General features: G+C 63.5%; 23 protein-coding genes and 1 tRNA gene. 6 read left to right on the top strand and 18 right to left on the bottom strand.

Translation table 11 applies throughout. The features are described 5' to 3' along the window. Window positions 1–8 precede the first annotated feature (8 nt). Window positions 9–539, top strand: a complete 531-nt coding sequence (locus tag ACZYZE_RS09365) for a M23 family metallopeptidase (RefSeq protein ID WP_463907436.1) — start codon at window positions 9–11, stop codon at window positions 537–539. A 105-nt stretch (window positions 540–644) separates the two neighbouring features. On the opposite strand, the gene ACZYZE_RS09360 is transcribed toward ACZYZE_RS09365, so the two are convergent. Both ACZYZE_RS09360 and ACZYZE_RS09355 read right to left on the bottom strand, forming a co-directional pair. Next, entirely contained in the window at window positions 645–1835 is a 1191-nt protein-coding gene (locus ACZYZE_RS09360) for an acyl-CoA dehydrogenase family protein (protein ID WP_459319572.1), read from the bottom strand. Window positions 1836–2515: 680 nt separating this feature from the next. After that, window positions 2516–3553 carry a phage minor head protein gene (locus tag ACZYZE_RS09355; protein WP_463907435.1) on the bottom strand — a complete coding sequence of 346 codons (1038 nt, stop codon included), beginning with the start codon at window positions 3551–3553 and terminating at the stop codon, window positions 2516–2518. Window positions 3554–3653: 100 nt separating this feature from the next. Here ACZYZE_RS09355 and ACZYZE_RS09350 point away from each other — a divergent pair, with 100 nt between their 5' ends. Continuing rightward, window positions 3654–4061 (top strand): hypothetical protein, encoded by a 408-nt coding sequence (locus ACZYZE_RS09350; protein ID WP_463907434.1) that lies wholly within the window; start codon window positions 3654–3656, stop codon window positions 4059–4061. A gap of 31 nt (window positions 4062–4092) precedes the next feature. Here ACZYZE_RS09350 and ACZYZE_RS09345 read toward each other — a convergent pair whose 3' ends face one another. After that, complete coding sequence (locus ACZYZE_RS09345; protein WP_463907433.1) at window positions 4093–7050, bottom strand: phage tail tape measure protein; 2958 nt, start codon at window positions 7048–7050, stop codon at window positions 4093–4095. Between the two features lie 116 nt (window positions 7051–7166). On the opposite strand from ACZYZE_RS09345, the gene ACZYZE_RS09340 reads away from it, so the two are divergent. Further along, window positions 7167–7730 carry a hypothetical protein gene (locus ACZYZE_RS09340; protein ID WP_463907432.1) on the top strand — a complete coding sequence of 188 codons (564 nt, stop codon included), beginning with the start codon at window positions 7167–7169 and terminating at the stop codon, window positions 7728–7730. 97 nt (window positions 7731–7827) lie between these two features. On the opposite strand, the gene ACZYZE_RS09335 is transcribed toward ACZYZE_RS09340, so the two are convergent. The 14 genes from ACZYZE_RS09335 to ACZYZE_RS09270 all read right to left on the bottom strand — a co-directional run bounded on the left by ACZYZE_RS09335 (window position 7828) and on the right by ACZYZE_RS09270 (window position 15469). Further along, window positions 7828–8241, bottom strand: coding sequence for a hypothetical protein (locus tag ACZYZE_RS09335; RefSeq protein ID WP_463907431.1), 414 nt, complete (start codon window positions 8239–8241; stop codon window positions 7828–7830). An 84-nt stretch (window positions 8242–8325) separates the two neighbouring features. Beyond that, window positions 8326–8541, bottom strand: coding sequence for a helix-turn-helix domain-containing protein (locus tag ACZYZE_RS09330; protein ID WP_463907430.1), 216 nt, complete (start codon window positions 8539–8541; stop codon window positions 8326–8328). A gap of 248 nt (window positions 8542–8789) precedes the next feature. Further along, the gene (locus ACZYZE_RS09325) at window positions 8790–9371 is read right to left on the bottom strand and encodes a hypothetical protein (RefSeq protein ID WP_463907429.1); all 582 of its coding nucleotides are present in this window, start codon (window positions 9369–9371) and stop codon (window positions 8790–8792) included. Between the two features lie 7 nt (window positions 9372–9378). Beyond that, a complete protein-coding gene (locus tag ACZYZE_RS09320; protein WP_463907428.1) occupies window positions 9379–9600 on the bottom strand; it encodes a type II toxin-antitoxin system HicA family toxin in 222 nt (73 codons plus the stop codon). 347 nt (window positions 9601–9947) lie between these two features. Beyond that, the gene (locus tag ACZYZE_RS09315) at window positions 9948–10133 is read right to left on the bottom strand and encodes a hypothetical protein (RefSeq protein WP_463907427.1); all 186 of its coding nucleotides are present in this window, start codon (window positions 10131–10133) and stop codon (window positions 9948–9950) included. A gap of 1 nt (window position 10134) precedes the next feature. Beyond that, window positions 10135–10788: a hypothetical protein gene (locus tag ACZYZE_RS09310; RefSeq protein WP_463907426.1), complete on the bottom strand. Its 654-nt coding sequence runs from the start codon at window positions 10786–10788 to the stop codon at window positions 10135–10137. A gap of 32 nt (window positions 10789–10820) precedes the next feature. Continuing rightward, window positions 10821–11339: a hypothetical protein gene (locus ACZYZE_RS09305; RefSeq protein ID WP_463907425.1), complete on the bottom strand. Its 519-nt coding sequence runs from the start codon at window positions 11337–11339 to the stop codon at window positions 10821–10823. A gap of 286 nt (window positions 11340–11625) precedes the next feature. Beyond that, window positions 11626–11964 carry a helix-turn-helix domain-containing protein gene (locus tag ACZYZE_RS09300; RefSeq protein ID WP_463907424.1) on the bottom strand — a complete coding sequence of 113 codons (339 nt, stop codon included), beginning with the start codon at window positions 11962–11964 and terminating at the stop codon, window positions 11626–11628. A 113-nt stretch (window positions 11965–12077) separates the two neighbouring features. Continuing rightward, window positions 12078–12560, bottom strand: a complete 483-nt coding sequence (locus ACZYZE_RS09295) for a hypothetical protein (RefSeq protein WP_463907423.1) — start codon at window positions 12558–12560, stop codon at window positions 12078–12080. 112 nt (window positions 12561–12672) lie between these two features. Beyond that, window positions 12673–12990 (bottom strand): hypothetical protein, encoded by a 318-nt coding sequence (locus ACZYZE_RS09290; protein WP_463907422.1) that lies wholly within the window; start codon window positions 12988–12990, stop codon window positions 12673–12675. After that, window positions 12987–13526, bottom strand: coding sequence for an LvrA C-terminal domain-related protein (locus tag ACZYZE_RS09285; protein WP_463907421.1), 540 nt, complete (start codon window positions 13524–13526; stop codon window positions 12987–12989). Before ACZYZE_RS09285 ends, ACZYZE_RS09290 begins: the two co-directional genes overlap by 4 nt. A 614-nt stretch (window positions 13527–14140) precedes the next feature. Further along, complete coding sequence (locus ACZYZE_RS09280; RefSeq protein ID WP_463907420.1) at window positions 14141–14884, bottom strand: phage antirepressor; 744 nt, start codon at window positions 14882–14884, stop codon at window positions 14141–14143. Next, entirely contained in the window at window positions 14881–15156 is a 276-nt protein-coding gene (locus tag ACZYZE_RS09275) for a hypothetical protein (RefSeq protein WP_463907419.1), read from the bottom strand. The genes ACZYZE_RS09280 and ACZYZE_RS09275 overlap by 4 nt, the downstream gene beginning before the upstream one ends. A 97-nt stretch (window positions 15157–15253) precedes the next feature. Then, window positions 15254–15469, bottom strand: coding sequence for a helix-turn-helix domain-containing protein (locus ACZYZE_RS09270; RefSeq protein WP_463907418.1), 216 nt, complete (start codon window positions 15467–15469; stop codon window positions 15254–15256). Window positions 15470–15605: 136 nt separating this feature from the next. Here ACZYZE_RS09270 and ACZYZE_RS09265 point away from each other — a divergent pair, with 136 nt between their 5' ends. From ACZYZE_RS09265 to ACZYZE_RS09255, 3 genes are read left to right on the top strand one after another with little or no spacing between them, the layout of a single operon-like run. Continuing rightward, window positions 15606–16091 (top strand): helix-turn-helix transcriptional regulator, encoded by a 486-nt coding sequence (locus ACZYZE_RS09265; protein ID WP_463907417.1) that lies wholly within the window; start codon window positions 15606–15608, stop codon window positions 16089–16091. Beyond that, window positions 16084–17274 (top strand): tyrosine-type recombinase/integrase, encoded by a 1191-nt coding sequence (locus ACZYZE_RS09260; protein WP_463907416.1) that lies wholly within the window; start codon window positions 16084–16086, stop codon window positions 17272–17274. Before ACZYZE_RS09265 ends, ACZYZE_RS09260 begins: the two co-directional genes overlap by 8 nt. Next, window positions 17267–18007 (top strand): hypothetical protein, encoded by a 741-nt coding sequence (locus tag ACZYZE_RS09255; RefSeq protein WP_463907415.1) that lies wholly within the window; start codon window positions 17267–17269, stop codon window positions 18005–18007. Before ACZYZE_RS09260 ends, ACZYZE_RS09255 begins: the two co-directional genes overlap by 8 nt. 99 nt (window positions 18008–18106) lie before the next feature. On the opposite strand, the gene ACZYZE_RS09250 is transcribed toward ACZYZE_RS09255, so the two are convergent. After that, a tRNA-Ile gene (locus ACZYZE_RS09250) sits at window positions 18107–18180 on the bottom strand. Between the last annotated feature and the right edge of the window lie 65 nt (window positions 18181–18245).

Genomic DNA, 18245 nt, shown 5'->3' with positions numbered 1-18245 from the left:
CTGGGTCCATGAAGACTGGACCCACCCGGGCAATCCTCACGGCCATACTCGTGGCGTTCTCCCCGGCGGCGGCCGCCGCTCCCGCGCCGGCACCCATGCAGCCGAAGGCGCCTTCCGCCTGGGGCTGGCCGCTGAGCCCAAGGCCGGCGGTGCTGCGGGCGTTTGATCCGCCGGCCAAGCCGTGGCTGAGCGGTCACCGCGGTGTTGACCTCCGCGCCGCTTACGACGGCGCACCGGTCGCCTCGCCGGCGTCCGGGACCGTGAGCTTTGTCGGCGTGGTGGTGGACCGGCCCGTCATCACCGTGGACCATGGCAACGGGCTGCGCAGCAGCTTCGAGCCCGTGGAGAGCGGCCTCACGGCGGGGTCCGCCGTGGCCGCGGGCGACACCCTCGGGCTGGTACGGGCTGGCCACTGCGGCCAGGTGCCGTGCACCCATTGGGGCGTGCGGCGCGGAGCGGAGTATCTGGATCCGCTGGCATTCGTGATGGACCTCAGGCCCTCGGTGCTGCTGCCGGTGGTGCCGGAATCCGAGCGGTGAAATTGCCGCAAGCTGGAGCCACAAAAGAACCGCACGGCCATGGAGTGATCATGGCCGCACGGTTCTTGTGCCTTGCCGCCGGGTTGCCGGGTTGCCGGGTTGCCGCTAGACGATCGCGGAAATGCCGGTGATGGCGCGGCCGGTCACGAGGGTGTTGATCTCATGGGTGCCCTCGTAGGAGTAGATGGCTTCGGCGTCGGCGAAGATCTTTGCCATCTCATAGTCCGTTACAATCCCGTTGCCGCCGAGGATGCTGCGGCCCAGGGCCACACTCTCGCGCATCCGGGCCGTGGTGAAGGCCTTGGCCAGGGCGGACTGCTCGTCTTTCGCTTCGCCCTGGTCCTCCAGCTGCGACAGCCGGACCATCATGCCCATGGAACTCACGGTGTTGCCGAGGATCTGCACCAGCTGGTGCTGGATCAGCTGGAAGGAGGCAATGGGGCGGCCGAACTGGCTGCGTTCCACGGCGTAGCGGCGGGCGACGTCGAACGCCGCGAGCTGCTGGCCGACGGCCTGCCAGGCGACAGAGAGGCGCGTGACCTTGAGGACCTTGTTGGTGTCGCGAAAGCTGTTGGCGTTGGCGAGCTTGAAGAAGTCCGGCACCACGACGTTGTCCAGGACGATGTCGGCGTTCTGGACCGTGCGCAGGGAAATCTTGTTCTCGATCTTCGTGGCGCTGTAGCCCTCGGTCTTGGTGTCCACGAGGAAGCCCTTGACCTGGTTGTCGGCGAGATCGCGGGCGTAGATGACAACCCAGTCGGAGAAAGTGGCGTTGCCGATCCAGCGCTTCTCGCCGTTGAGGATCCAGCTGCCGCCCTCGCGGCGGGCCGTGGTGCGGGTGCCGCCCGCGACGTCGGACCCGCCAAGGGGTTCGGTGAGGCCGAAGGCGCCGATCTTCTTCAGCGAGTAGATGTCCGGGAGCCAGGCTTCCTGCTGTTCCTCCGAGGCAAGGGCCTCGATGGAGCCCGTGAAGAGTCCGTCGTGGACTCCCAGGAAAGTCGCAATCGAGGTATCCGCGCGGGTTGCCTCGGCATGCAGGATGCCGGCAAAGAGGTTGGAGTAGCCCTGCCTTTTGACCGGGCTGACGAGGTCGATCTCGGCGAGCTTCGGGATCAGTTCCATCGGGAACTCGCCGCGGTTCCAGCAGTCGACGGCGATCGGCTTGACCTCGCGGGCCAGGAACTCCCGGACCTCCGCCAGCCGGTCCTGTTCCTTGCTGCTGAGCAGCTGCTCGAACGCGAAGAAGTCGCCATCGGCGTACGGGAGGTTATTGATGTCGATGTCAGCTTTGGACATGTTGTTCCTTCACTCGTGATCAGCAGCGACCATCAGGGCGCGCGCGTCGCGCCGGCGGGATGTTACTCATGAGTAACTTACCGCAGCCGGGCAGGCTCCTGCAAGTGATAGGGCTAACACCGGCAGGAGAAACAGGCCCCGGAACCCTGGAAACAAGGGAAGCCGTGGCCGGTGTTGAAACACCGGCCACGGCTCCTGTGGCCGCGGACCCTGACGAAATTCCGCAGAAAGGTAGGGCTACTCGGACTTGAACCGAGGACCTTAGGATTAGCAGTTACTGCTTTTCGTCAGTATTCGGTGGACGTCGTCAGTGCCTAGATTCCGGGGCAGAACGGCCCAATCAGCCCATGTGCACATTCATCGTTGTTCGATACTTTTCGATGTTTCCGGTGGGTAAGCGGTGGGCCACCAGCTAAGCTAACGGGTCACGCCTTATTCGGCCCACCACACCGGCCTTGCCCTGTCGCTTGTCCGCGAGTCCAGCCAGTCGCGTCTACTTCACACCGGACGTATGATTCGCTCGTGGGGAAAGACGACTCTAACGACCATCCTGGAGTGCCCGGGGAATGCCCGGCGCACGAGTGGCGGGTGTCTAAGATCCATCTGAGTCTCAGCGGCGGCAGACTCGAAACGACGTGCAAGTGGTGCGGTGCCATCGAGTGGCAGATGTCGGCGCAGGACTAGCCGCGTAGGTCCTTAAGCGGGGTCATAACGTGTGAGTCCCGCCAGCCGGGGGTCTGCTTGACCGTGGACAGGTCAGCCCAGGCGATTTTGCCGGACTGCAGGAGCTCCAGCCGGCCCGGGCCCATGATGGCCAGCTGTGAATCCGGGGTGAGGTTCTGAAACCATGCCTGTGCGTCCGGGGTCAGTGACTCCGGTTCGGTGATGCCCGTGAATCCCAGCTCGGCCCAGGTCTTCGTGACCGATACGCGGGCGCAGCGGCCCTGATGGTGATCATTCGGGCCGGACTCGGTGAGCGGGTGGCGGGTGCCGTGCTGGGCGAGGCAGGACGGGCACGTACGGGCATCGAGGGCCGCGTGCCACTCCCAGTCCTCGAGGATCTTCGTGTTCGTCTTCTCCGAGGCCTGTGTCGCGGCCCGGTGAGCGTCCAACATTTCGGTCCGAGAGATCACGAGGGCCCGGGTCAGCCCGCCATTGAAGCGCTGCTGGGTCGCGGCCATGATCCGGGACGCGGCCCGTCGCGGATTGTCACCGACGGCGATGCCCCGGGTCAGTTGCTGTTTCATGGCCAGATCAACAGCGGCCGAGAGCGGCTGTGCCGCGGAGTGGATCTGCTTCGTGGTGCGCTCCACGATGGCGGCCAGCGCGTCCGGTGACATCCGGGTGAAGGACAGGCCCGGCGCGGTGGTGGGTGGCATCTGGGAGGCGACGACGGCGGCGTGCCCGTCGACCGCGTCCAGGACTGCCTGCCCGACGTCGTTGACGACGACCGTCTCGGTGGTGCGGGCCAGTTCGTCCAAGGCGGCCCGGCTGGTTTGCAGCGCGTCGCGGAGCCGGATGTTCTTCGCCACCACGGACCGCGGCACGGTCCCGCCGGCGGCGACCAGCTCCGCGACGGCGGCTTGGAAATCTGGAGCGAGAACATCCCATGCCTCCACCCACGCCCGGGTAAGGGCAAGAGTCTGCGCGTCCGTCATCACCACGAGCTGGGCGCGGAGATGTTCAACGATCCGGAGAGTTTCTGAGGTGACTGCCATGGTATCAGCATTACGGAACCATTCGCCTGGAATCTTCCGCGCTACCGCGACCGGAAACGAACGGCAGAATGGTACCCCGGGCCCACGTAGCCTGTGCCCTATGACCGACGACTTTGACACGACCCAGCAACTCATGAGTGACCCGTTCCACATCGCAAGGATGTTCTTCACGGCACTAGATTTTCACCCCGAGAGCATCGGGGAATTTCAATTCCTGATGACCCCCGAATCACTGGCAGCGGATGGTTTCATCGATATGGCGGCTGCGCTCCTTCGCACCATCGATAATCCCGGTATGGGCCAGAGTGCCATCTACGCTGACGGGCAGGCGGACGTCGCCTACGTCCGCGTGTTCCGCGACATCAAGAAAAGCGTTGACCTTCCTCCTGGGGCAGTAGTTGAGGATCCGCTTTACATCACCCTTGTGTGGCGCGCCGAATGCGGCGGCTGGGTCGTTCACCACTTCGGGGACATGATGCATGGCGATGTGGCGCCTCGCAGCGCTTAGCCCGAGGCTTGGTTCACTCTGGGTGCCACATTCACACCGAGCGCCCCCTTGAGATGTCGCGGCCGGCAGCACCAATGGCGGCCCCGGCCTCCTGGCGTGCGACCGACGTCACCAAGCCGCGAACCTGTTCACCCGTGAATGGGTTAGTAACCATCACTGTCAGCCCTTCCAGGCTCGGCGTTTGTGCAGGCGCTTGGTAAGTCATGATCTGGTTGGCTGGGGTCATCATGCCAACGGCGCCGCCGGCGGCCATGCCGGGGACCTGTCCCGTGTGGAGGTTGTCGCGGAATTTATAGACGGCCTTATGTCCGCCCATCTTCTGTACGTCTGCGGCGTCGAGCATGTGCTCGCCATCGGAGGCCCAGATCGGCACGTCGTCGCTGGTGCTGGTGCCCGGGCCACGGATGGCCCCGCCGCCGGCCCGGCCTTCGATAGCGCCGCCTGCGGCCTTCTTGGGGGCCAGGACGGTGCCCGCCCCCACAGGAGCCACATCGGGCTCCGTGGAGAACTTCCGGATAACGCTCTGGAAGGTTGTCTCCCGGTGTTCGGCGAAGGTCTTGATGGTTCGCCCGTCGATGGCGTCCATCGCAGCCTTGGTGCCTTCGGCCATTTTCTTGGCCTTGTCTGCCATCCAGGAGTCAATGTTGACGCCCGGGGGCACGTTCATGACCTCACGAGCCAGGTCGATTGCAGCGTCGCCCGTGATGCCGAACTGACCGGCACTGTCGATCAGGGACTGGTACGTGTCGCTCAGGTTCTTCTGGAGAACCTCCTGACTCTCGCCGTTCTTGGCGTTGGTATCAATCACGCGGTAGCCTGCCGCCGCGACAGCGTCCAGGGCGGCCTGGTTGGCGCGGCCCTTCTCCGAGTTGATGTCCAGGGACGTGCCATTTTCCTTGGCGGAAGCGGCCACTCCGTCGAGGGCTTCCTGGAAGCCGCGGGCAGCATCACGAGCGCTCAACTGCAGGAGCCCCGCGTTCAACAGGGACTCGGTGAACTTCACCAGGTCCGTGATGGCACCCTCGGCGCTCACCCCAACCTCGTCGAGGCCCTCGGCCAGGGCCTTCGTCCCACTTGCTGCGTCCTGCCCACCCTTGCCAGCCTTTACCGAGTCCGCCTCGACCTGCTTAAGTGCGTCGGCGTAGGAGGGGAATTTACTGATCAGCTCGTCGACGCCGATGCCCTGCTTGGCGGCAGCCTCTTGGATCTTGGCGAACGACTTGGCCGCCGCCTCGGGGTTTCCACTGCTGACCAGACCAGCGAGCCCGGTGTCGAGGCGTTCAAATGCGCCACTCAGGTCCTGGGCGTAACCCTTGGCCACGCCCATGCCGTTCATGATTCCATCGGACCAGTCTTCGAACGCCTGTGTTCCTTCCTTGCGGAAGGTACGCTTGAGCGCGCTGTCCAGGTCGTCGACGTCCTTGACAAGCCCACTGCCGTCGCGGGCCTGGAACAGCCCGTCCATCGCGGACGCGGCGTCAGGGGCACTGTTGGACACTTTCTGGAGGGACAGGTCCACCTTGCCCATGCCCGTGTCGATCTTGGACAGGCGGTCGCCTTCACACGCCTTGGCGATGGCCACACCAACGATGGCGATGCCCGCGGCGGCGGCGGCACCCTTGGCGATCTTGCCCATTGTGGAGGGGATGCGGCTACTCGCCGCGTTCAACTGCGTGAAGGCCAGTCGTGTGGCCGCGATCTTCGGGAGGAGGGTCAGGAGACCCCCACCCACCAGGGCTGTTACACCTACCACCCCGCCCAGCATCGTGATGATGCCCTTGACGGGCTCCGGGAGGCTGCCGAAGGTCTGGGCCAGACCGGACACGCTCTCGGCGATGCTCTGGATGACCGGGAGGAGCACCGCCCCGGCGTCGATGGCGGCGTCCTTGATGTTGTTCCAGGCAACCTTGACCTTGGACTCGGTGGTTTCATACCGCTTGGCGGCCTCCGCGGCCAGCGCCGAGTTGGACTGCCACGCCTCGTCGCCCAGGGCCAGCGACTCAGACAGCAGATCCCCGGCCCCGGCCAGACGCAGGATCACGCCTGTTTCCTCGGTGCCCTTGATGCCGAGGTTGCTCATGGTTTCGACGACGTTGCCGCCCTCGTCCTTGACCTTGGAGAGCCCCTTGATCATCATGTCGACGGCCCGTACCGGGTCCGACTCCCACGTGGCGGCGAAGTCCTTAGCGGACATACCCGACACAGAGGCCAGAGTCTCCAGGCTCTCGCCGCCGCTCATCACGTCGGCGTACATCCTCTGCATGACACGGGACATGACACCGCCACCCAGCTGTGCCTCAATACCGACGGATGCCATGGCGTTCGCCAGTGCCAGTACGTCCGATTCGGACGCCCCGATCAGCTTGCCAGCGCCAGCGATGCGCTTCGCCATTTCGAGGATCTCTTTTTCGGTGGACGCGCCCGCGTTGCCCAGGGCCACCAGTGTGGCACCGAAGCGCTCCACCCCGACGGACCCGTCCCGGGCCATCGTGCCCATGACGTTGCTGATCTGAGCGATGGAGGTGGCAGCCTCATCGGCACTGAGGTTGGTGGTGTTGCCCAGGTCGATCATGGTTTTGGTGAAGCCGACAACGTCTTCCCGTGCCACGCCCAGCTGCCCGGCCGCCTCCGCCACGCCAGCGATCTCATCGTGGGTGGCAGGCATGGTCTTAGCCAGCCCGCGGAGGGATGCCTCGAGGGCGTCCATCTGCTCGGGGCTGCCGTCGACCGTCTTGGTGACGCCCGCCCATGCTGATTCCCAGTCCATCGCGGCCTTGGCGCTGGCCCCCAGAGCGGCCACCGAGGCGGTGCCGAAGACAATCAGGGACTTGCCCGCGGTATCCATGGCCTGCTGGTTGTCCTCGATGGACCGGCGGGACTGCACCAACTGACGGGCAACGTCGTCCGTGGCCCGGCCGGCCCGGCCCATGCCCGCCACGTAGCCGGCGACCTCCGCCTCAAGGCGGACTATTACTGATCGGGTGGACATGGTCTCCCTTGGAATATGACGGTCGAAGTATTTGTCATCAGGCTATGGCGCCGCGCCTGGCTTGTGTTTCCGCGTTTCCGGCGGCGGAAGTCGGCAGCTGATGATTGAATCAGTGCATGATTCTCGAGGTTGTTCAGGTTGAGCTAGTCGGCGACGCATGGTGGGAGAAGGTGCTCCCGATTCTGGCCATGGTGGTTTCGTTCGGCACTCTCGGATGGACGATGCACACGCGTTACCGTGATCAGGCGCGGCTGAAGGTGCGGGCGACGTCCTTCACGCTGTTGGGCGAGACTTCATGGGGGACGAACCCCGATGCTCAGGAGTGGCACATCGCGGTGGATGTGACGAACGAAGGGCTGGTTGGATCGACGTCGGTTCACAGCGTCAAATTCAAGCTCCCGAACGGGAGCCACATCCAAAGCTTCGAGAGCTACCGGGTGCCGGTGAAGCTGCCGAAACATCTAGGGCCCGGCGACAGTTTCATGTACGTCTTCAACGTCCACGAGGTCGCAGCGCAGCTGCTCAGACACGGCTACGAGCCCAGTCAGCTGACGCCCGTAGCGGTATCCGGACACGGCCCGGCCACGGGCAAGTGGACCAAAGCTGGACTGGGCATTCTGGAAGATGCCGTAGCGGCGAAGCGGGCCGCTGCTGCGCCGGCGAGTGAGGCTGCTAACTGACCATTCGCAGGCCGGCCCCGCGCCCGCCCCCTGATTAGCGAGGCCGATCAGCCGCTGGCTTCTCCCGCTGAGCCATCTGCCACCGGATACCCACCGCTTACTTCTTGAAGTAGTCCAATGCGGCTTCAATTTCCTGAGTCTTTTTCGGACAGAAGTATGCGGCCGTCAAACGCACCGTTGGAATCCCGCCGCCCGAGCTGTTCCCGCCGATACTCCGCACCGCGACGCCGAGTCCCACAGCGTCCTGATCGCAGAGCTGTTCCTTCATCCACTTGCTATAGCTCTGCACATTGTCTGGCTTGATCCCGATGGCGGCCAGGTCATTGGCGTAGGAACCTGTCGTCGGCATCCCTGCAGCCGTTGGGGTCACCGTGATCGTGACGGTTGGCGTGGCCGTCGCTGTCGGTGCGACGCTGGGCGCTGTCGTCGTGGTTAACGGCACGGCCGTCGGCGTCACTGCGCACCCGGACATGAGGAGTCCAGCGATCGCAAGGAATGGCAGTTTGTTCATGAGTCCCCCAGGATTCGACGATGGCCGCGGTGGGCCGATGAAGCGATCATACTGGCCAGCCGTGACGCCACGGCGCCGGCATCGCTACCCGGAGGCGCGAGGTTGACGCTTCCTGTAGTCCTCAACATCCGACCACAAGATCCGGATGGAGGAGCCCTGGCCGCCGAAGCCCGTCTTGTACGCGTTGGGGAACTTCCCGGATCGCGCCAGGATACGCACCGATTCAGGGTGAAGGTGAAGTGCCTCCGCCACCTCCCTGATGGTCAGGTCCGGCTCGCGGCCGGGGATCTTGTTCGTCATGCCCGGGAACCTATCAGCCCCTCGTGCGCGGTCCGGGTATTCCCTAATGTTCCCGGCGAGGCTCACACATGTTCCTCAAGCAATCCGACAGAACTTCCCGTGAGTTCCCCTAAAGAAAGCGCCCCCTGACGGATCGCCTGGGCGATCTGTGAGGGGGCGTTTGACAGGTTCAATGAGCGCTTCTACCGCATTTCTCTGGGACCTGGTTGGCAAGCAAAGACGATACTCGGCTGATGTGGAAGCGAGTGTCAGGCAGTGACGAGGATCCGGCCGTGTTGATGGCTGGATGACCCGATGCCCAGCATTTCGAACATCTGTCCGACTGTGGATGACGCATCGAGGCCAAGATCGGAAAGTCGACGACCTTCGGAAGCGCTGTCACCGGACAACATCCCGATGTAGTGCACCGAGCCGCCGGCACTTCTCATGCCAATGGTGAGTGGCTGTCCGGCTTCTGCGCCGATCATTACGTTATAAATGCGGTCTGAGGGCAGCGTCGCTACGACGACTGCGTCATCATACCTATCGGCGTCCGCGTATTCCCTAAGCCCAGAATCCTGTCGGAGCTCTTCCGCAATCTGAGTAGCCAGGCGGCCACGCTCGTCGCCCCTATGATCGTGTCGTGATCGGACAAAGAACTGTTTGTCATCAACCTCGAATGCCACTTGGATGTGGACGTCAACGGTTCCATCGGGGCTTAGGCCGGCTGCTACAGCGATTTTGAAGAGTTCGACCGCGGACGGATGGTTGTCGTACGCCGCTACGATGCCGGGAAGTTGTGGACTAGTCACTGAGCACGCGAAATCATCACCCCACGTGGTGATGATCATTTGAGCGTTACTTACCATTGAGCACCTCCAGCGCTTCCTCTTTACTGAGACCCACCTGTTTCACCAGTACCTGCTTAACAAGGCCGCCGGCGATTTCCTTCCTTGCGTGGAATCCCCAAGTCAAAGTAGGACGACCGGAACACACAAGTCTCTCATGGCTGCCCTTGCCGTTTCCAGAGGAAACGTAGCCCAATCGGCTAAGTATGCGGAGGAGCTTCTTGGAGTCCATTGAGGGGAAATCACTGCTCCCCATCGGCAAGCCCTGAGTCCTGTACTTTTTCCAACTCGGTAGTCCCCTTCCCCCGGAACGCGTCGCCTTCGGGGAGCGAACATCGATGGTTCCCTCACTATAGGTCGTAAATCTGTCTGGACTACAACTCGAACCGGCGGCCGGTCTGATTTCGACACGTACTCGCGGCCGCCAATCCAACCGTTCTGCAAGCATCACGCCGGGCTCTGGACGCTATGGGGGCATGCTCTGCGAATTGGTCATTCTGAGGTTGCGCTGACCACTGGACCCCTGCTTAGCGGGAATCCAGCGGCTTGCGCTCAGCTCGATGAACGGCGATCCACCGGTTACCCACCGCTATCAGGTGACGTGGGGCCTATTTCGTCCGCGACCGGCTGCTTCCATGCGCGCACGGCTCCGGCGAGCACAGCCCGTTTGAAGGGGCTCGCCACGACTTCGCCGGCGTCGATCTTGCGGAGGTCCTCTTCCAGCTCGAGGGCGGCCAGGTGGAGGCCCTCGTCGAGGGTGGGCATGTTAGACGCCCTGAGGGGTCGGGGCGCTGCGGAGTGACACCGGTGTCTCGATGCCCTCCCCGCCGATGGTGATGAAGTTGTCCGTGAAGGACGTTCCGAGCGCGGTGTTCAGGATGTGCACGTCGGTGGCAATGGTGCCTGTCTGAAGGTAGTAGCGGATCAGGGCGGCCCGGATCTCGTGCTTGCGGGCTGGCTTCAGCATGGCGTCGCTATTCGTGGACGAGATGGTGATGCCACTGGCCGCGCTGTGGACGTGCACCGGGGCGAAGTCGAGGCCTTCGAGATCTTTGAGCTGCGCCAGGAGGCCAGCAACCTTGGCGGCGTGCGCGGCGGATGCCTTGCCCGCCGCAGCGGCCTGTTTGTCTTCTTCGCGGGCTTCCACCTCGAGGGCTTCCCGGTAAGCGCTGACGTGCTTACGCCGGGCCTCTTCGGCCGCCTGGTCGTAAGCGCGGGCTTTGCGCTCCCACGTCTGGACATTCAGGGTGATACGTTCGGCCGCGGACTCGTCCTCCAGGACGGCCGCACCCGATTCGCTGTCCAGCCGCAGCGCCTCAGCACGGGCGGCAGCGGCCTTTGCTTCCCAGTCGGCCACGACCGCGGCGGCCTTGATGACGGCTGCGCTTGCCTGCTCCATGCTCTTGCTGAAAAGTGCCATGCTGATGCTCCTTGAAGGTGTGGTGTTGGTGGCTACTTGATGATGGTGACGCGGCCAGGGCGGGCGATCTCGGTGATCCACGTTGGTCCCCTGCCGGCGGATTCCTGCCGGGTCGGCTTGGTCGCCGTCGCAATCTTCGGCGGCTTGGTGGCCTCTGCGGTTTTCCGCCCGGAGATCTCTGCCATCTTCGTGACGAACCGCGCCACCGACTCCTGCCGTTCAATCTCATACGGACTCCGCTTGGCTGCCTCCGAGTAAGCCTCGGCCGCCATCCCCTTGGCGGTGGACTCCGCCTCGTAGATGCCAAGCTTGGCGTTTGCCCGCATGAGCGCCTCCGCCAGCCCCGCGGTGGCCGTTTCGGCGGCTTCTTTGGCTACCCAGATGGCCAGTGTTTCGCTGACGTCGCCTCGCTTTTGAAGGGGCAGTTCACCTTCACGAGCGGTGTTGGTCCTGGTGCGTCCGTAAGTCTCTGCGACAGCGGCGGTGGTCTCGCGGTCCCGTGCTGAGGGCTGGCCGTGCAGTGCGGCGATGATGTCCTTGTCGGTGGTCATTGTGGCCCTTCCTGGGGCTGTCGATTCTCGTGTCCGGTTGCGCCGGGGCCCGCCTTCCACGGACGGAGCCCGGCGTTCATGCAACCCGGCTGGGGTTCCGTGAGGAACCGTCCACGATCAGTTTCCAGCGACGCCTTGATTCGCTACTTCCGCGCTTCCGGCGGCGGAAACGGTGTCAATAGTGGTGGGTAAGCGGTGGATAGCCGATTGGGGCGCCCACTCCGGAACGCCCCGATCGCTGTGTTCTCGCTGGTTCTGCTGGTTCAGGCCTGCGAATGGCCTCTTATCAGGCAGCCTTACGGCGGAGCGTTTCCGCGGCCTGGTAGTCCTCCACGCTGTCGGGCGTGATCATCCACATGTTCCCGACCTTCATGCCATCCAGCCTGCCGGCGGCCACGAGCTGCCCCACGCGGCGGGGCACCACTCCGAGTGCGCTGGCCACCTGCTCGGCGGTCCACCGTTCCGAGCCGGACGGCGCCTCAGCGTCCGCCCCCGGATCCGCAGCACCCTGGTGGGGTACTGGCGTCGTGGCGCTGACCTCCCTGCGCTGCTCATCCCAATAGATGCCCGCTGCCCTCAGGGCGTCATAGGTGTGGAGCACTTCCTCCCGGGCTTCAGCGGGCATCTTCTGGATGCTGTCCAAGGCTTTCGCCCGCTCCAAGATCGAGACTAGAACCCATGCGCTGACACCGCCGACGTGGGCACCCAATCCGCTGAACCGTGGTGGCCTGTACCCGCTCAACTTGCCAGCCTCCGGAGCTCCTCAGGGGCGGCGGTCTTCGCTATCATCCACTGCTCGGGACTCAGGGCCAGGCGATTAAACACAGCCATCATCACGGTGTGTACGATGTGGCCTTGCTGCTCTGCAACCTTGACCCGTCGTTCTTCGATGCCTGCGCGCAGCGCCCGCGCCGCATAGTCGGCCAGCTGGTTCTCCGCCTCCCGCAGGAGCGTCCACCAGACCGACGGAGACGCCTTTTCCGTGACCTTGTCGATCGGGCCCTCAGGGCCCACACCGACGTCAGTCTGGCTGATCCCCCACGTCAGATCCGCGTTCGGCAGTTCCTGCACCCTGACGCGCAGCCACTTCACCTCGCCATACTTCCACCCGATCAACTGCAGGAGGGCCTCAGACGGGTCAATGGCCTCCGGCTCGCCCAGAGCGGCCAGCTGGCCACGAGCAGCCTCAATCTGGGCATTCCGCGCCGCAGCAGCCTTCACGGCCGGGGCCGCTCCCCCGTGGACCCTGCAAACCTTCCCACCTGCGATGGGCGGACGCCGGCACCGCTCGCCCGTTCCCTTCGCCTTCGCTGAGCACTGGCTCTTCATGAGGTCACGCACCTTCGCCGGGCTTCATGGGGGTGTTTCGGGGCCGGTCGAGGATAGCGATCGTTGCTAACCCTTTCTCCACAAGGGCCTGGGCCATGTTGTCGTAGTTGGCGGGTCGGAGGTCTGGCGCAGAATATGGCGGCCGCGGCTGGGTGCGGATGGTGGGGTGTGTGCGACGGGGCATTAGACGCTCTCCTTGGTGTGAGGTGGTGTTGGGGCAGTTGATGTGGTGTGTGGATTCGATGGCCCAGCTGATGCCGGCCATGTTGGTGAGGATCTCGTTGGGCAGGCAGCAGGGTTCTGCCGGAGGGTCGGTGGTCACGCGGTCTGCTCCTCTTCGAGGGCTTCGAGTTCTGCGGGTGGGTTGCACCATTCGTATTGGCGCGGAACGAGGCTGGATAGCTTGCGGCCTTGGTGGTAGCCCTTGTCCCATGGCGTGAGCTTGGCGGCGGTCTTGACCTTGGCTTCCGCGAGCCGTTCGGCGTTGTGGGCGGCACGCCGCTCTTTCTTCCAGACGATCTCCGCGGCGACGTCCAGGCCTTCCGGTGGTTTGCCGGCGGTCCAATAGTCCTTGCCGAGGATCGCGTAGACGTCGATCTCGCCGGAGTGGTCCGGTTCGTCGGTCCAGCACTCCTGATTGAGCCAGGTGGCGGGCGCCTTGGTGAACTTGGGATCCTCACCTTTGCGGCGAATCACGTAGCTCTTTACTCCTGCGAGGAGTGCGTCGGAGGAAGCCTTCTTCCGCGCCTTTGTGTAGGCCTTGACGGCCGCTCCCTTGCCCTCGTGCTTGGGATAGATCGAGTACCACTTGTCGAAGTCCTCCTCTGTCACCTGCTTGGCAAAGGCAGCCTTGGACAACGGAGGTTGTTCCGCAGGCAGACCAATCTCTGTCTGTCCTCCCGGCCGTGCCGGAGATACTCCTATGAGTTCTTCCTTAAATTCTTCCTGTACTCCTAGGGGGCAACGATCTGTTGGGGCAGTAACAACAATCTGTTGGGGCATAGGGGCAACAGATTGTTGGGGCATAGGGGCAACAGATTGTTGGGGCAGGATGGCTGGTTCATCGGAGGGTGGGGCAACGGCTTGTTGGGTCTGGTAGCCCCCTTGGAGGTACAGCGAGTATTCGGCGCGGTTCCTGAATCGGGCATCGCCGCTAGAAACGATGACGCCCTCTTTCACCAGACGAGCAACGGCCTTTCGAACAACCTCGTACACGCTGGCACGGGCCTTGCGTGACGCCTCTGCTCCGGCACTCTCGTCGCGGTCGTCCGGTTTGGCCGGCAGGGGCTTGCCAAGGGCCGCGGCCAGGTCATCCCGGCCTGCGAAGTATCTGGGCGGCGTCCCGTTGTCCATGGACACGAGGGCCATGCGGCAGAGAACCCGGAAGGACCTGTCATCCAGCCCGGCCCAGTTCGTGAAGGCGAGGGATACGTTTCCAGCACCCAAGTGCGGTACTTCCTATCGTCAGTGGGTTAGCGGTTGGCGTCGACGAGCTGCGAGGCGCCGTGAGCGACGTCAGTGGCGGCCTGTGCCAGCTTCCGGCGGAGGAAGTCCAGCCCTGCCGGCCGGATCATCGTCGTGGCCGTCGGCACGAGCTCCTGGCTCCGGTTACGGTACGTGCCGGTCTTCACCTCGAAGTGGTGCATGTATCGCTGGTACGGCAGATTGTTGCCCTGCAGGATGCCCAGGCGCCGCAGGTCACGGAAAAGGATGTTCGGCCCGTAACCGAGCGCCTTAGCGGCCGCCTGCATCGAGTAGAGCCCGTGGGAGTCCATGAGCGCGTCGTAGGCCTCAGCCTTGGGAGCCACCGCCTCGAGCTGCTCAAAGGTGTCCGCGAGCTGGCGGAGGGCGTCGGCGAAGCTGACCGGCAGGGCTGGTGCTTCGGCGGTTGCGGAGTGGAACGATCCTGTCTTGCGGATGGTCGGCAGGACGGTGCCGGTCACCCAGCGGCGGAACGGCTTCGCGCCTTCGGAGTTGCTGCGGAAGATCGAGTCGTACAGTCCGGCCTCAGAGATGACGATGACTTCCTGCTCTCCGCCCCGGGTACGCACTTTCGCGTAGCCCTTATCGTCGGCGTCCAGGCGCCTGGTCATGTCCGACGCCATCCGGTAGTCGAGGATGCCAGCGATGTCGGTGGCGATGAACCACGGCTCGCCTGCGAGTTCAACCGTCCGGACTTCTTGGCCGTCGTAGGTGAACTGTTGAATCGCGCTCACAGTTCGATCCTTCCGGCGGCTGCGTGGTGGATGACTCCGACGCCCTTGTAGCGGGGGTCCTTGGCGACAGCCAAGGCGTGAAACGCCAGGCTGGAGAACGGCAGGAGGTCCTTGCTGTTCCACAGCTGCTCCGCGACGTCGTCCGGCGCCCACAGGGCGTCCGGGCGGGTGCGGCCGCGGGCCATGGAGACGATGGCGCCGAGTCGGCGGAAGTCGCGGACGGTGGGCTCGGTCGGGAGGGTATCGGCTTTGGGTGCTATCGTTTGGTCCATAATCTTTACTTCCTTCGTGGTGTTGGTGGTTGGATTCTTGGGAGCCAGTTACCGCTGGCTCCCTTTTTGTTGGCTTGGGGCAGGCCTGCCGGCAAGCTCAGGCCGCGGTCTGTGGGTCTGCCAGCGTTTCCAGCCAAGCGGCGACGTCCGAGCGGGAGTACCTCACGTGTTTCCCGATCTTCTGGCCGCGGGGTCCCTTGTGCCGCGACCTCCAGACGTAGATGGTTGCGAGCGGGATCTGCAGCTCTTCGGCGAGCTGGGCGGGTGAGACCCATTCGGTCGGTCGATCGGCCTGCATAGTCGTTGCGTTCACGATTCTCCTAAGTCCACAGCTTGTTTTGGTTGCAAAATCAACTTGTGGCTTTAGCTTGGTCTTTTTTTCAATGGTTGTCAACCCCAGTCTTTTCCCGCATACTAACTAAAGCTGAGGCACTAGTTGAGGGAGAATCGTGGCGAAGACAATCGAGCAGGTCGTAGGCGAAAACGTGAAGAGGCTCAGAGAGGGCCGAGGCATGTCTCAGGCGGAACTGGGGGAAGAGGTCGGCATGCTCCTGGGCAGCAAATGGGTCCCACAGACCGTCTCTGCCGCGGAAAGGGGTAAGCGCCAGTTCATTGCCGCAGAGCTCCTGGTGCTGTCGAAGGTATTGGGCTGCCGCGTCCAGTACCTCTTTGAACCCGAAGACTCGTCGTCTATCCGCGTCAGTGACGCTTTCACCTATGCCCCGGACTTCGGAGCGAAGCTTGACGCAAGCGGTATCGATGACGAGCAACTCAGGTGGGTCTACTCCAAGCTCCGGATCGAGCTCATGGGGCTGCCGGCCATGACCGCAGCCCTGAAAGAGGACTTGAAACAGCTCGAGGCAGTGACCAGCCACGCAACCTACCTGCTGGAACTCAAGGAATCGCATGATCCAGAGGACGCCCGGGATGCCTAGGCCGCCGCTGCAGATCGGTACTTGGGGGAAGATCAGCAGGGATGAGGTCACGCCCGGCGTGTGGCGTGCAATGGCGCGGTTCCGCGACTTCGACGGGATCACCCGCAAGGTGGAGGCCCGGGCCGCGGCGACGTCGAAAGCCGACCGGGGCGGTAAGGCTGAGCGGCTCCTAATCGCTGCACTGACGGACCGGGCCATGCCGGCAGGCGAAGACATCACCGGGGACATGCGCATCACCAAGCTGGCCGTGATCTGGTGGGCCGAGTTCGAGGACATCGGCCGGGCGCTGAACACCCGCCGGCGGTACAAGGACATCATGGACAACTACGTCAGTCCGGGCGTCGGCGGCCTCCGGATCCGCGAAGCCAACGTTTCCACTCTGGACCGATTCCTGAAGACCATGAGGACCAAGCACGGCAACGCCACGGCGAAGCTTTGCAAGACCGTCCTGTCAGGCATGCTGGGTCTCGCAGCCCGGCACGGCGCCCTGGACGGTAACCCGCTCCGCGACGTCGCCACGATCCCCACGAATCACAAGGAAGTTCGGGCCCTCACCGTGCCCGAGGTCGGAGCGTTGCGCTCCGGGCTTCGGCAATGGGAGACGAACAAGACCCAGGCCGGCCGGTACCCAACCGTGGACATGCTCGATGTCGTCGACATCATGCTGGCCACCGGGGCCCGCATCGGCGAGGCCTTGGCCATCCGCTGGCAGGACATCGATCTGAAGTCCGAGCGGCCGACAGTCACCGTCAACGGGACAATCGTCTACATGCCGGGGCAGGGCCTGACCATCCAGGACCACCCCAAGAGCGCCCATTCCCGGCAAAGGTACTTCCTGCCACCCTTCGCCGTCGAAATGCTCCTGAGACGGCAAGTAAGCCAGCTGGAGGCCAATCCCTGGGACGTTGTCTTCCCTTCGGCCGTCGGCACACTCCGGGATCCGAACAACTTCCGCAAGCAATGGCGCTCAGCACGCGATGATCTCGGCTTCCAGTGGGTAACCCCACACACGTTCCGCAAGACGGTAGGAACCCTGCTGGAGGCCTCATCAGGCATGGCCAGCGCGTCCGCCCAGCTCGGCCACTCCAGCGAGAACGTCACCCGGAAGCACTACGTCCAGAAAACACACCAAGCGCCTGACAACACGTCACTGCTCGAAGCCTTCGGAGATCGACTTGTCTAACGAACCGCAGCCACTTTTCCGCGTCGCTATGGCGGGAGTGTTCCCTCCCATCAACCTGCCGCCACTCTTCCCTGCCGACTACTTCTCGCATCTGACTAAGCCAATTGTTGACTCCATCGTCGTCGACTTTGCGGCCCACCTTCCAGACTTTCGGCAGACGATCCTCGATTCCCTCAAGATTCCGATTCCCGACTGGTCCGAACTATTGCCGAACATCTCCGACGTTGTGGGAGCCAACTTCTCGGGGGAACTGGCAAGGTCGTTTGCCCCAAGTATCCAAGCGCTTCAGAAGTCGGTTCTTGATGCTGTCTCCCCCGCTACCGACCGAAGGGGCGTCGCGGCCGCCATATCAGCTGCTAGGCCATCAGGCGCCCCTATGGCAGGACTTCCGTCTGCGGACGAACTCCTCAGTTTGGGCGCAGCCGTAACGACGTCGCATGCATCTGATCCCGATTTCTTGGAAACGGCCCGTGAGACGGTGAATGGACTCAGCGGTGCAGAACCAGCGATCGAAAAATACATCGCGTCCCTTTCCGGCTACGCCACTAGCGCTCTTGACCTCATAAGGCAGGGCATTTATGCATTCGTCTTCACGGCCTGGGTCCTTCTTATTCTCGGCTTGTCGAATGCAATGCCCGAGATTGATGGCCCGATTGGCGCAACCGGCCTCGTGGCTCCCGTCGTGGCCGCGAAGGCCCAGCGACGCTGGGATGACTTCGTGGACAAGGTTTAGGTAATCAAAGCGGTGGGTTTCCGGTGGATGGGGACCTGAGAACTTCAAAAGCAAAGAGCCCCTCACCTACGTTTCCGCAGGTCAGGGGCTCTTTCGAGGTAGGGCTACTCGGACTTGAACCGAGGACCTTAGGATTATGAGTCCCGCGCTCTAACCAGCTGAGCTATAGCCCCTTGGACCCGGAGGCCGTTCCGCCCTGCTTGGGGCCGGACTGCTTCCGGGGAAAAACACTCTAACA

The sequence above is a fragment of the Pseudarthrobacter woesei genome (assembly GCF_055412745.1).
The sequence above is the reverse complement of the archived record's forward strand: the minus strand, read 5'-3'. Positions and strand labels throughout refer to the sequence as shown.

Excerpts from the sequence above, each read along its gene's own strand:
- ACZYZE_RS09365 (WP_463907436.1), top strand. The coding sequence starts at position 9 with ATGAAGACTGGACCCACCCGGGCAATCCTCACGGCCATACTCGTGGCG.
- ACZYZE_RS09360 (WP_459319572.1), bottom strand. The coding sequence starts at position 1,835 with ATGTCCAAAGCTGACATCGACATCAATAACCTCCCGTACGCCGATGGC.
- ACZYZE_RS09355 (WP_463907435.1), bottom strand. The coding sequence starts at position 3,553 with ATGGCAGTCACCTCAGAAACTCTCCGGATCGTTGAACATCTCCGCGCC.
- ACZYZE_RS09350 (WP_463907434.1), top strand. The coding sequence starts at position 3,654 with ATGACCGACGACTTTGACACGACCCAGCAACTCATGAGTGACCCGTTC.
- ACZYZE_RS09345 (WP_463907433.1), bottom strand. The coding sequence starts at position 7,050 with ATGTCCACCCGATCAGTAATAGTCCGCCTTGAGGCGGAGGTCGCCGGC.
- ACZYZE_RS09340 (WP_463907432.1), top strand. The coding sequence starts at position 7,167 with ATGATTCTCGAGGTTGTTCAGGTTGAGCTAGTCGGCGACGCATGGTGG.
- ACZYZE_RS09335 (WP_463907431.1), bottom strand. The coding sequence starts at position 8,241 with ATGAACAAACTGCCATTCCTTGCGATCGCTGGACTCCTCATGTCCGGG.
- ACZYZE_RS09330 (WP_463907430.1), bottom strand. The coding sequence starts at position 8,541 with ATGACGAACAAGATCCCCGGCCGCGAGCCGGACCTGACCATCAGGGAG.
- ACZYZE_RS09325 (WP_463907429.1), bottom strand. The coding sequence starts at position 9,371 with ATGATCATCACCACGTGGGGTGATGATTTCGCGTGCTCAGTGACTAGT.
- ACZYZE_RS09320 (WP_463907428.1), bottom strand. The coding sequence starts at position 9,600 with ATGGACTCCAAGAAGCTCCTCCGCATACTTAGCCGATTGGGCTACGTT.
- ACZYZE_RS09315 (WP_463907427.1), bottom strand. The coding sequence starts at position 10,133 with ATGCCCACCCTCGACGAGGGCCTCCACCTGGCCGCCCTCGAGCTGGAA.
- ACZYZE_RS09310 (WP_463907426.1), bottom strand. The coding sequence starts at position 10,788 with ATGGCACTTTTCAGCAAGAGCATGGAGCAGGCAAGCGCAGCCGTCATC.
- ACZYZE_RS09305 (WP_463907425.1), bottom strand. The coding sequence starts at position 11,339 with ATGACCACCGACAAGGACATCATCGCCGCACTGCACGGCCAGCCCTCA.
- ACZYZE_RS09300 (WP_463907424.1), bottom strand. The coding sequence starts at position 11,964 with ATGCCCGCTGAAGCCCGGGAGGAAGTGCTCCACACCTATGACGCCCTG.
- ACZYZE_RS09275 (WP_463907419.1), bottom strand. The coding sequence starts at position 15,156 with ATGGACCAAACGATAGCACCCAAAGCCGATACCCTCCCGACCGAGCCC.
- ACZYZE_RS09260 (WP_463907416.1), top strand. The coding sequence starts at position 16,084 with ATGCCTAGGCCGCCGCTGCAGATCGGTACTTGGGGGAAGATCAGCAGG.